The 11926-nt window shown below is 45.7% G+C and carries 7 protein-coding genes; 1 reads left to right on the top strand and 6 read right to left on the bottom strand.

The genetic code is table 11. The features are described from left to right. Positions 1-254: 254 nt before the first annotated feature. Positions 255-1124, bottom strand: a complete 870-nt coding sequence (locus QMA41_RS06560; RefSeq protein ID WP_281629148.1) for a TraB/GumN family protein — start codon at positions 1122-1124, stop codon at positions 255-257. 402 nt (positions 1125-1526) lie between these two features. Here QMA41_RS06560 and QMA41_RS06555 point away from each other — a divergent pair, with 402 nt between their 5' ends. After that, complete coding sequence (locus QMA41_RS06555; RefSeq protein ID WP_281629147.1) at positions 1527-4178, top strand: beta-N-acetylhexosaminidase; 2652 nt, start codon at positions 1527-1529, stop codon at positions 4176-4178. An 85-nt stretch (positions 4179-4263) separates the two neighbouring features. Here the strand turns inward: QMA41_RS06555 and QMA41_RS06550 are convergent, their stop codons facing one another. The 5 genes from QMA41_RS06550 to nagA all read right to left on the bottom strand — a co-directional run bounded on the left by QMA41_RS06550 (position 4264) and on the right by nagA (position 11922). Then, positions 4264-5655 (bottom strand): peptide MFS transporter, encoded by a 1392-nt coding sequence (locus QMA41_RS06550; protein WP_038156571.1) that lies wholly within the window; start codon positions 5653-5655, stop codon positions 4264-4266. 353 nt (positions 5656-6008) lie between these two features. After that, the gene (asnB, locus tag QMA41_RS06545; RefSeq protein ID WP_281629146.1) at positions 6009-7673 is read right to left on the bottom strand and encodes an asparagine synthase B; all 1665 of its coding nucleotides are present in this window, start codon (positions 7671-7673) and stop codon (positions 6009-6011) included. A 228-nt stretch (positions 7674-7901) separates the two neighbouring features. Then, complete coding sequence (locus QMA41_RS06540; RefSeq protein ID WP_281629145.1) at positions 7902-9488, bottom strand: cation:proton antiporter family protein; 1587 nt, start codon at positions 9486-9488, stop codon at positions 7902-7904. Positions 9489-9568: 80 nt separating this feature from the next. Further along, on the bottom strand, positions 9569-10783 hold the full coding sequence (locus QMA41_RS06535; RefSeq protein WP_006959596.1) for an ROK family protein: 1215 nt from the start codon (positions 10781-10783) through the stop codon (positions 9569-9571). A 2-nt stretch (positions 10784-10785) separates the two neighbouring features. Beyond that, positions 10786-11922: an N-acetylglucosamine-6-phosphate deacetylase gene (nagA, locus tag QMA41_RS06530; RefSeq protein WP_171353260.1), complete on the bottom strand. Its 1137-nt coding sequence runs from the start codon at positions 11920-11922 to the stop codon at positions 10786-10788. Between the last annotated feature and the right edge of the window lie 4 nt (positions 11923-11926).

Below are 11926 nucleotides of genomic sequence, written 5' to 3'. Positions count from 1 at the left end.
GGTGAATAGCGCAGCTTGGTAGCGCATCTGGTTTGGGACCAGAGGGTCGGGGGTTCGAATCCCTCTTCACCGACCACATTAAGAAAGCCTGCTTCTAAAGCAGGCTTTCGTCATTTTAGAGCATGGATAACAGGATTAGAACCCGAGTAAGGTTCGTCTGATGTTAGAGCCTGGCTCTTCACGAGCATATATAAGAAAGCCCGCTATTTGAGCGGGCTTTTCTCTTTTCAACAGCAAACTTATTGCTACAACGACTAATACTCAAATTCACAGTTCGCGGCCTTACTCTGCGAAAGCTGTGAGATCTTAAAACCGCTGTCTTTGAGCAAGTTCAAAACACTTTGCTCACCAATCAGATGTAATGCACCGACAACCATCACGTAAGAGCCCTTGCGTTTGGGGGACCAACTTGGTTCTGACATTTGTTTCGCCCAGTCGATATTTCTCTGGGTCATAAAACTCTGTTGAAACTCTGGAGACACTTCTGTCAGGCTGGCGAATTCATTCAACTTATCCAAATCACCCGCTTTCCAACTTTCTATCAGGCAGTGAGTGGCATCTTCTGAGTGGTCAAACTCTTCAATAGCGCTAACCAATAGCTCTTTACCCGCTTCTTTTTGTCCTGTAAGTAAATCAATCTGAAACTGAATCGACTCCAAACTAATAACGGGAATGTCTTGGAGAGTAGCTTTGTACATCAAATGAGTATCGATGCCATAAGCTGCCTGGTAGCCGAGGTACTCGATTTGTTTCATCTGTAATGCCAGCGCGGTTGCCCATGGCGGGGACAGCATCAACTGTTGTTGGTCCATGTTAAGTAGATTAGCTATCCCTTTAAGCTCGCTTTGCTGTGCAGGGCTCAGGACATCTTTGGTCTGTATTGTTACAGGCGGGTAGCTGACCCCTTGTGTTTTGCGTATGTCTGTTTCCATGATTAACCCGTCACTGGACTTAAGCCGTTCAGTGATAGTTTGAGGCAGTGGGTACATGCTTTCATCTCCGACATGCACTGAACCCAGAATTAAATAGTTGAGTTTCCCCTTCTGAGCCTGCCAGTAGAGAGGTTCTGCTACAGAGGAGGTTGAGATGGCCAGAGTCAGAAACAGTAGACAAAATTTATACATAGGGTCTGTCGCCTTACGGAAAATTTGTTGAAATGGTTAGGTTTTGACGTGGTTTAACGAGAGCAAACTGCGTCTAAAATCACACTTTTCTATTTTACATCCTAGCTTAGCGTAATCGGATGATTGCTGTCTTGTGATCTAAGTCCTAATTCATTTGTTGTTGTTATGAATAGGTGCGATCAAATTCTCAGTAATACCGTCAAATGATTTGTGTTGATTTTAACGTAGATTGTAAGTTTTTGTTTTTAAATATCATTTTGTTTTTATAAATCTTGAGTTTTGAACACGATCACTTTCACTAGAGTTTAATTTTACGACTAAAAATAAATCGAGATATGTTGTTTCTATTCTTAGTTTTCGAGCTGACTTTTTCGGCTCTATTTACGTGTTGGGGTAAGTAAGATGTTTAAACAAAGTCTGATCGCGGTATCGGTTGTCGCATCACTAGCAGGTTGCGCTGCGTTTCAATCTAATGAGCAAAGTGTTGTTAATTCGCTCGCCAGTAATCTTGATATTCAATATGAAGTGTTGACTAACCACGGCGCAAATGAAGGTCTTGCATGTCAAGACATGGGCGCTGAGTGGGCGTCTTGTAACAAAGTAAACATGACGCTAGTTAGCCAAGGTGAAGCGGTTGACTCAAAAGATTGGGCGATCTATTTCCACAGTATTCGTCTGATTTTGGATGTAGACAACGAGCAGTTCAAAATCTCTCGCGTAACGGGTGACCTGCACAAATTAGAACCAACCGATAAGTTTGATGGTTTCACGGCGGGTGAAGAAGTGACACTTCCGCTGGTAAGCGAATACTGGCAGCTATTTGAAACAGACTTCATGCCGGGTGCGTTCGTTGCTGCGCCAAACGCAGAGCCTAAGATGATCGCTTCTCTTAACACAGAAGACGTTGCATCTTTCGTGACTGGCCTTGAGGGTAACAACCTAAAACGTACGCCAGATGACAACAACGTATTTGCAAACGCGGTGTCTCGTTTCGAGAAGAACGAAGACCTAGCAAAACAAGATGTATCAACTACGTTACTACCAACGCCACTGTCTGTTGAAGCAGGTAAAGGCACAGTAGATATCGCGGCGGGTATCGCTCTGCCTAAAGACGCATTCGATGCGACTCAATACGCGGCAATTCAAGATCGTGCAGAAGTGGTAGGTGTGGATGTTCGTGGTGATCTTCCTGTAAGCATCACTGTTGTTCCTGCAGACTTCACCGGTGAATTAGCAAAATCTGGTGCTTACGAAATGAGCATCAAAGGCGACGGTATTGCGATTAAAACGTTTGACCAAGCAGGTGCTTTCTACGCAGTACAATCTATCTTTGGCCTGGTAGATAGCCAAAATGCTGATTCTCTACCACAACTGTCTATTAAAGATGCGCCGCGTTTTGATTACCGTGGTGTGATGGTGGACGTGGCTCGTAACTTCCACTCTAAAGACGCAGTTCTTGCAACGCTAGACCAAATGGCAGCGTACAAGATGAACAAACTACACCTTCACCTAACAGATGATGAAGGCTGGCGTTTAGAAATCCCGGGTCTGCCTGAGCTGACTGAAGTGGGTGCTAACCGTTGTTTCGATTTGGAAGAGAAAAGCTGTTTACTGCCTCAGCTTGGCTCAGGTGCAACGACAGACAACTTTGGTTCTGGCTTCTTCAGCAAAGCAGACTACGTGGACATCTTGAAGTACGCGAAAGCGCGTAACATCGAAGTGATTCCTGAAATTGATATGCCAGCGCACGCTCGTGCAGCAGTGGTATCAATGGAAGCACGTTACGACCGCCTAATGGAAGAAGGTAAAGAAGCAGAAGCGAACGAGTACCGCCTGATGGATCCTCAAGATACATCGAACGTAACCACGGTTCAGTTCTACAACAAGCAAAGCTTCATCAACCCATGTATGGAATCTTCAACTCGTTTTGTTGATAAAGTGATTTCAGAAGTGGCAGCAATGCACCAAGAAGCGGGTACGCCGCTAACCACATGGCACTTCGGTGGTGACGAAGCGAAAAACATCAAGCTAGGCGCTGGTTTCCAAGATGTGAACGCAGAAGACAAAGTAAGCTGGAAGGGTACGATTGAGCTGTCTAAACAAGACAAGCCATTCGCACAATCTCCACAATGTCAGACGCTAATTGCAGACGGCACAGTAAGCGACTTTGCTCATCTACCAAGCCACTTTGCAGAAGAAGTGTCTAAGATTATGGTAGAGAAGGGCATTCCAAACTTCCAAGCTTGGCAAGATGGTCTTAAATACAGTGAAGGTGAGAAAGCGTTCGCAACAGAAAATACACGTGTTAACTTCTGGGACGTTCTTTACTGGGGTGGCACATCATCCGTGTACGAGTGGTCTAAGAAAGGTTACGACGTGATCGTTTCTAACCCAGACTACGTGTACATGGACATGCCATACGAAGTTGACCCGAAAGAGCGTGGCTACTACTGGGCAACGCGTGCAACAGACACTCGTAAGATGTTTGGTTTTGCACCAGAGAACATGCCTCAGAACGCAGAAACTTCTGTAGACCGTGATGGCAATGGCTTCAATGGTAAAGGTGAAATCGAAGCGAAACCTTTCTACGGTCTATCAGCACAGCTTTGGTCTGAGACAGTACGTAACGATGAGCAATACGAGTACATGGTATTCCCTCGCGTGCTAGCAGCCGCTGAGCGTGCATGGCACCGCGCTGATTGGGAAAACGACTACAAAGTGGGTGTTGAATACTCGCAAAACTCTAACCTAGTAGACAAAGCTGCGCTAAACCAAGACTACAACCGCTTTGCGAACGTACTTGGACAACGTGAACTGGCGAAGCTAGAAAAAGCAGGTATCGACTACCGCCTACCTGTACCAGGTGCGAAAGTAGAAGATGGAACGCTTTCAATGAACGTTCAGTTCCCAGGTGTTGAGCTTCAATACTCTCTAGATGGTGACAACTGGCTAACTTACGCTGACGACGCTCGTCCAAATGTGAAAGGTGAAGTGTTTATCCGCACTGTATCTGCAACAGGCGAGAAGACAAGCCGCGTGACTAGCGTGAAATGATTTCTCTCCCTTTCCGATAGAGAGAAAAGCAAACAAAAACGCCCGGCCACTTATTGGCCGGGCGTTTTTATATCTGAAGCAGCGACTAAGCGATTTGAGTTTGCTGCTCTTCGATTTGCTCAGCATTGCTGATTGGCGATTCTGCGCCGTGCATCCATCGAACTAGTGTGTTTGAGAACAAGAGCAAAATGACACCAGATATGATCGCGGTTACCGCGATGCCACTAAAGATAGCAAATGCGCCAAGTTCGCCAACATGTGAGCCAACATAGCCAGCAACATAGTTAGCAATCGCATTACAGCCGAACCACGCGCCCATCATCAGAGAGGCCAGACGGAGTGGGGCTAACTTAGTCACTAATGACAAACCGATTGGAGACAAGCAAAGCTCACCGAGGGTATGGAAGAAGAAAGCGCCAACTAGCCATAGCATGGAGGTTTTGACAGTGGTGTCGCCACCTTGCTCCATCACGGCACCGACCATACATAGGAAGCCAAGTGCGAGGAAGAACATAGCGAGTGCAAATTTGACTGGTGAGTTAGGTTCACGTTTACCGAGCTTAACCCAAAGCACCGCAAGCAAAGGAGCAAGTGTAATGATGAAGAATGGGTTGAGGGATTGGAACCAAGCCGCAGGCACTTCGAAGCCGCCAATCATACGATCTGTGTACTGCTGGGTGTAGATGTTCATCAGGCCACCCGCCTGCTCAAAACCAGCCCAGAAGACAATAGTGAACAGACTCATCACTAAAATAACTTTGATGCGGTCAAATTCTTCTTTCGTCAGTGGCTCTTTTTTAGAGGATTTTTTGATTGCCAAATCTCTCTTGGCAGCTGGCTCGCGGCCAATGTCTCCAAGCCATGACTGAGCAAGAGTCATCTGCATAACCAGGCTAATAAGCATACCGATACCCGCGACAATAAAGCCAGATTTCCAGCCAAATTCATCAGTAACAGAACCTGCAATGACGCCCGCTAGCAGCGCACCTAAGTTAATGCCCATGTAGAAAATGGTAAATGCACCATCGCGACGATTGTCACCTTCCTGATACAGGTCACCCACCATCGTTGAGATGTTTGGCTTAAATAGGCCATTACCCGCAATTAAAAGCGCAAGGCCGAGGTAAAAGGTATGTACAGTACCTAGCCCCAACATATCTGCTGGCATGGCTAAGGTGAATTGGCCGACGGCCATTAAAGCGCCACCAATAAGAATAGAATGGCGTTGTCCGAGGTAGTTATCGGCTAGCCATCCGCCAATAAGTGGAGTGATGTAAACGAGTCCAGTATAGATGCCGTAGAGATCCAAAGCATCTTTAGTCGACCAGCCTAAACCACCGTCAAGTGTTGCATCTGTAAGGTAAAGAACAAGGATTGCACGCATTGCATAGTAGGAAAAGCGCTCCCAAAGCTCGGTACCGAACAAAAGGAATAAGCCACGAGGGTGGCCAAAAAATTGTTGATGTTGGTTTGTCATAAGTATTACTAATGATTGTTATTAAAGAATTTTATTTGTTGTTACGTATACTCCTTAGTGGATATATCTGCAATGGCTTGGATTATAAGCTTTATTTATGGTTCTGTTTTAAGTTGCTGATATAAAAGAGATATTTTTCTGGATTGTTTAAAAAATGACGTGCTACAAACTTAGTTTCCAAAATCGAGGTTATTATTTTTACAATACGCTGTCATATTAGAAAGCAAACAGAAGTAGGTGGTGCTGAGAGAAGGCGATTGGGAAGTGAGCAAACGGGTTGTGCTTCAGTGATTGAATACGTTTGTAGTGCAATAAAAAAGAGGCTCAATGAGCCTCTCTTGAATTTATCTTGATTAATATGAGTCGTTATGAACACTTTGTACAGCACGACCTGATGGGTCAGCCATGTTCTTGAATGACTCGTCCCATTCAATCGCCTTCGCTGAAGAACAAGCTACTGATGGGCCACCAGGGACACATTCTGCCGCTGATGGAAGCGGGAATAGCTCTTCAAAGATTTCACGGTACACGTAGCCTTCTTTTGTGGTCGGCGTGTTGTAAGGGAAGCGGTAAGCCGCCGTTTCCATTTGCTGGTCAGAGACTTTTGCTTCAGCCACTTCTTTGAGTGTATCGATCCAGCTGTATCCGACACCATCAGAGAACTGCTCTTTCTGACGCCATGCGATTGAATCTGGTAGGTAGTGTTCGAAACACTCACGCAGGATGTGTTTCTCCATCTTACCGTTACCACACATCTTATCTTCTGGGTTTAGGCGCATTGCCACATCGATAAATTCTTTATCTAGGAAAGGCACTCGACCTTCAACGCCCCATGCTGCAAGTGATTTGTTTGCACGTGCACAGTCGAACATGTTGAGAGCAAGAAGTTTACGTACTGTCTCTTCGTGGAACTCTTTCGCGTTTGGCGCCTTGTGGAAGTAGAGGTAACCACCGAAAATTTCATCAGCACCTTCACCGGAAAGCACCATCTTGATGCCCATTGCTTTGATCTTACGACCCATTAGGAACATAGGCGTAGAAGCACGGATGGTTGTTACGTCATAGGTTTCAATATGGTAAATAACGTCACGGATGGCATCGAGACCTTCTTGAATCGTGTAGGTCATCTCGTGGTGAACCGTACCGATCTTGTCTGCCACTTCTCGTGCTGCTTTCAGATCTGGAGCGCCTTCAAGACCTACTGCAAATGAGTGCAGTTGTGGCCACCACGCTTCGGACTTATCATCATCTTCGATACGCATTGCAGCAAAGCGTTTTGCAACGGCAGAAGTGATTGAAGAATCTAAACCACCAGAAAGTAGCACACCGTAAGGTACGTCAGTCATTAACTGGCGTTTAACCGCCGCTTCTAGCGCTTCAGTCAGTTCTTCTTTGCTGGTGGAGTTGCCTTGAACTGCCGCGTATTCATTCCAGTCACGGATGTAATAGCGCTTAGGCTCTGCATCACCACTGCCGTAGTAACAACCAGGAGGGAACTCGCTGACGGTTTTACATACTGGCACCAGTGCTTTCATTTCAGAAGCCACATAGTAGTTCCCGTGCTCATCGTAACCTTGGTAAAGAGGGATGATACCAATGTGGTCACGACCCACTAGATATGTGTCTTTCTCCTCATCGTATAGAACGAATGCGAAAATACCGTTGAGCTCTTCGAGAAGGTCGGCGCCCATATCTTGGTAAAGCGCCAGGATGACTTCACAGTCAGAGTCGGTTTGAAAATCGTACTTACCTTCATAGCGCGCACGGATTTCTTTGTGGTTGTAGATTTCACCGTTTACAGCAAGGATGTGTTTCTTATCGGCGCTGTACAGCGGCTGTGCGCCACTGTTCAAGCCGACAATGGCTAAACGTTCGTGAGCTAGAATTGCTTTTTCTGAAGAGTAGATACCTGACCAGTCAGGGCCACGATGACGAAGTTTCTTAGACATTTCTAGCGCTACAGGGCGAAGAGCTTGAGCGTCACTTTTGATGTCTAGAATACCGAAGATAGAACACATACAACTTCCTTATAAACCTTATTTAATCTGCTGACTTCAATTTGCCATTTTGATTAAAAAAATCAACAGTCACTGATAAAAAAGTTTAACCAATAAGGTTGTTGTTAAATTTTATCTAATATTAAACGCTGCATGGTGAATGAAATCTATGTTTGGTTCGTTTTTTGAACGATTTGAGGTGTCAATAAAGAAAAAGGCAGCGTGAGCGCTGCCTTTATAAAAGAGAAATTAGGGGGTATTGAAGATTGGTTTTAGCTGTTCACACACATGTCGAGCAAAACCGCTGCCTGCTTCACTGTAGATGTTGAACGCAGCGTCAACGCCTCCTTCATTCAGGCTTTCGAGTTGGTCAGGGTAGGCAGCAATAGCAGCAATTTGTCCTTTAAACTCTTTTTTCTGTAACTGCTCTAGTGCAATTTGGTTCCCTTGGTGATGAGGCATAGCGAGAAGAACCAATTTTACGTTGGCGGTATCGAGAATGCGCTCCCAAAAGTCTGGGTCGGTCGCATCACCTGCAATGACGTTACGACCCTCCGCTTGATGCTGGAGTGCTGCATCGTCTCTTACCTCGATACCTAAGCTAATTTTGCCGTAGCGCGCACGCAGCTCATCGTAGGCACCTGTACCAATGCGTCCCATGCCGAGGATAAGCACTTGCGCATTCCCCGGATTGATAAGCTGATCTCGTGTGTGGAGCTTTTCTGCTGCATGCTCTTTTAACCAACGACCAGAGCGGCGGTATAACTCGTGACCTTTACGATTAAGTGGTGATGCCAGAACAAAGGAAATCGAGACTGCCAATGCTAAAGCGACGAGTATGTCGCCTCCCATCCAGCCCATTTTAAAGGCCAGTCCACCTACGATCAGGCCAAATTCACTAAAGTTAAATAGGCTTAAGGTGGTCAAAAGTGAGGTCCTGACGCGGAATTTAAACGCGTTGAGTACCACAAAGTACAGGATGCCTTTCAAAGGCAGTAATAGCAGGAACAAGATTGCTAAAGCAAAACCTGACATGGTTGGCTGTTCTGCGAGTCCGATATTAAGGAAAAAACAAACTAGAAATAGCTCTTTCAAGTTAAATAGCGATTTGGACAGCTCAGAGGCCTTATGGTGCCCAGCGAGAAGCATACCTAGAATCAGAGCACCCAAATCAGGTTTCATGCCTACAAGCTCGAACAACCCAGCTCCTACGACAAGCGCAAAGAAAATACCGAATAGGACCAACATTTCACCGTGGCCAACCCAGTCGAGCATCTTATAAAAAGCAGGGCGCAATAATGGCAGAGCAAAGAGTGCAATGGCGTACCACTCAGGTAGCTTGCCAGTTGAAGCTGTCAGGAAGACTACTGCGAAGATGTCCTGCATGACTAGAATGCCAATGGCCATCGTGCCGTAGGTTGAGTTCATTTCGCCTTTTTCTTGCAGTGATTTAACGGCAAATACGGTACTGGAGAAAGAGAGAGCGAAACCAAGCAACAATAATTGCTCAATTGACATGCTGGCTAGAGAGCTGACACCGAGAAATTTAAAACAGAATAGGGCAGCGCAAAAAAGTAGAGTAGATAAAAGGTTATGTAGAGTTGCACCAGCCCAAATTTCTTTAGACAACAGGGTTTTTATATCGAGCTTTAAACCAATGGTGAACAACAGCAAAGTGACGCCAAGATCAGCCAATGTCACTATGGTGTCGTTACTCTCGAAGCCGACAGCATGCAAACCAAAACCAGCTAGTAAGAAGCCAACTAAAGGTGGCAAGTTGCATTTGAGCGTTATGAATCCGGCCAGAAATGCGGCAGAGATTAAGATGAGTTCCATATGATTCTTATTCTTGTCCTAATAAAAAACGGGCTACATATTGTAACCCGTTATTGTAGCTCAACTGATTGCTTACTAGATCAATCTTCGAGCAATTTTTGTAACAAAACGCCGTTAAGCATCGCACGTTTTATCATTGCAAAGGCGCCAATGGTAGGCTGCTTATCAATTTCTGAAGCCACAATAGGCAGGCCGCTGTGGAAGGTGGTCAATGATTGGTTTTCCACGTTGCGACGAATCGCTGGAAAGATAATCTCTTCGCAGCGAGTGATGTCCCCTGCGATAACAATCTTCTGCGGATTGAACAAGTTGATCGTGATAGCAATAGCCTTACCAAGCTGATTGCCAACACGAACTAAGCTCTGCTTAGATAACTCATCACCCATATTGGCATGGTCACAAACGTCTTGGATGGTGATGGTTTCGAGCTCGGTCAAACTTGATTCATAACCTTGCTTGATCAACTTATTCACTCGATCAACGATCGCCGGGTTAGCGGCCACTGTTTCTAGGCATCCAAAGTTTCCGCATTGGCATTGCTCACCAAGAGGGTCTATTTGAATATGACCAATTTCTCCGACGTTGCGATTGAAGCCAAGGAAAACCTGACCATTAACGATGATACCTGCACCTGTACCGCGGTGAACGCTGACTAAGATTGAGTCTTGGCAATCTTTGCTGGCACCAAAGTAATGCTCAGCAAGTGCCATTCCGCGCACATCGTTACCGACGAAACATTGAACATGGAAGGTGTTTTCGATCAGCTCCGCTAACGCGAGGTTATCGATGCTGATATTAGGCATATATTCGACAACCCCAGTTTCTGGGTTGACTAGGCCAGGCAAGGCTACACCAATCGCAATCAATTGATTGATCACGGTTTGGTTAGATTGAATAAAACTTTTTAGGTGAGAAGTCAGACCGTCGACTAAGTCTTCTTGAGTGGTGTAGAAGAACTCTTGATATTCGGATACAAGTTCTTTGCCACCAAGGTTGTACAAACTGAACTGAATATAATCGCGACCTAAACGCACTGCGACAGAATGAAAGGGTTCGACTTCTGTGGTTAGTGAGATTGCTCGGCGTCCACCAGTAGAGGCTTGTTGAGCGACCTCTTTGATAAGGCCGCGTTCGAGTAGTTGGCGGGTAATTTTTGTAACGCTCGCAGGTGCCAACTGACTGACGTCAGCGACTTGGATTCGCGATATTGGCCCTTGCTGATCAATCAGCCGGTAAACTGCTGCGCTGTTTAGCTGTTTTACTAAGTCTACGTTACCTATTTGTCCGCCATTCATTCTTAACTTTGCTCGTATTGTCCATTAACAACCGTCGCCTGAACTTTGAAGTCACGATCAAATATGGCCAAGTTTGCAACCATGCCTTGTTTAACTCGGCCTAGCTGTTCTTCGACCCCGATTGCTTTCGCAGGGTATAAGGTTGCCATACGAAGTGCTTCATCCAGAGCGATACCGACGTGCTCAACGGTGTTCTGTACTGCTTCTATCATTGTCAGTGCTGAGCCGCCTAGTGTGCCGTTTTCATCAACACACTTACCATCTCGGTAATATACTTTCTTACCAACAAAAATAAAGTAATCCATGTCAGCGCCTGCAGGAGCTGTGGCATCTGTCACTAATACTAATTTTTCGCCCTTAATTTTGTGAGCGATACGAATGTTTGCATAATCGACGTGGAACCCGTCCGCGATGACGCCAGCATAGACATCAGGTGTGTCGTAAATAGCGCCAACTACGCCTGGCTCGCGGCCCACCATTGGGGTCATGGCGTTGAACAAATGTGTGGCAAACGTAATGCCTGACTCAAAGCCTTTTCTTGCTTCAGCATATGTCGCATTGGTGTGACCAATAGCAACGATGATGCCTGCGTCCTTAAGCTGTTGAATATGTTCTGGGGCGTTATGCTCAGGAGCCAGTGTAACCTTAGTGATGACATCTGCGTTTTCACAGATGAAGTTAATCATGCTGTCGTCAGAAGGGCGGATGTAATCCACACTGTGGATACCTTTTTTCATTACGTTTAAATATGGGCCTTCAAGGTGTAAACCCAGAGATTGATTTTGATACTGCGCATGATAATCGCGCGCGGCTGCAATCGCTTGGCGCATATCTTCATCAGAGGATGTAATAAGAGTAGGCAAGTAACTGGTACAGCCCGACTTTAAGTTCGCCTTATGCATAACCTGCATTGTTTCAGCCGTGATTTCATCATTGAACATGACTCCGCCACAACCATTCAGTTGTAGGTCAATGAAGCCTGGGCTGACATTTGCGCCATTTAAATCAATAATTTCAAGGTCTTGAGGAAGGTCAGCTACCGGGCATACTGAATCTATCAGTTGGTCTTTGATGACTACTGCGTGGTCAACAAGTACGTCGTTGCCGGTGTAGATCTTACAGTTAGTTAGCGCATACATGGTT

It is taken from the genome of Vibrio sp. St2 (assembly GCF_947311885.1).
Lineage (GTDB): Bacteria > Pseudomonadota > Gammaproteobacteria > Enterobacterales > Vibrionaceae > Vibrio > Vibrio coralliilyticus.
Note: the sequence above shows the minus strand (reverse complement) of the source record. Positions and strands in the feature narration are given on the sequence as shown.

What these genes read in the sequence shown, in the direction of transcription:
- QMA41_RS06560 (WP_281629148.1), bottom strand. Translation starts at nt 1,124, where the DNA reads ATGTATAAATTTTGTCTACTGTTTCTGACTCTGGCCATCTCAACCTCC.
- QMA41_RS06555 (WP_281629147.1), top strand. Translation starts at nt 1,527, where the DNA reads ATGTTTAAACAAAGTCTGATCGCGGTATCGGTTGTCGCATCACTAGCA.
- QMA41_RS06550 (WP_038156571.1), bottom strand. Translation starts at nt 5,655, where the DNA reads ATGACAAACCAACATCAACAATTTTTTGGCCACCCTCGTGGCTTATTC.
- asnB (WP_281629146.1), bottom strand. Translation starts at nt 7,673, where the DNA reads ATGTGTTCTATCTTCGGTATTCTAGACATCAAAAGTGACGCTCAAGCT.
- QMA41_RS06540 (WP_281629145.1), bottom strand. Translation starts at nt 9,488, where the DNA reads ATGGAACTCATCTTAATCTCTGCCGCATTTCTGGCCGGATTCATAACG.
- QMA41_RS06535 (WP_006959596.1), bottom strand. Translation starts at nt 10,783, where the DNA reads ATGAATGGCGGACAAATAGGTAACGTAGACTTAGTAAAACAGCTAAAC.
- nagA (WP_171353260.1), bottom strand. Translation starts at nt 11,922, where the DNA reads ATGTATGCGCTAACTAACTGTAAGATCTACACCGGCAACGACGTACTT.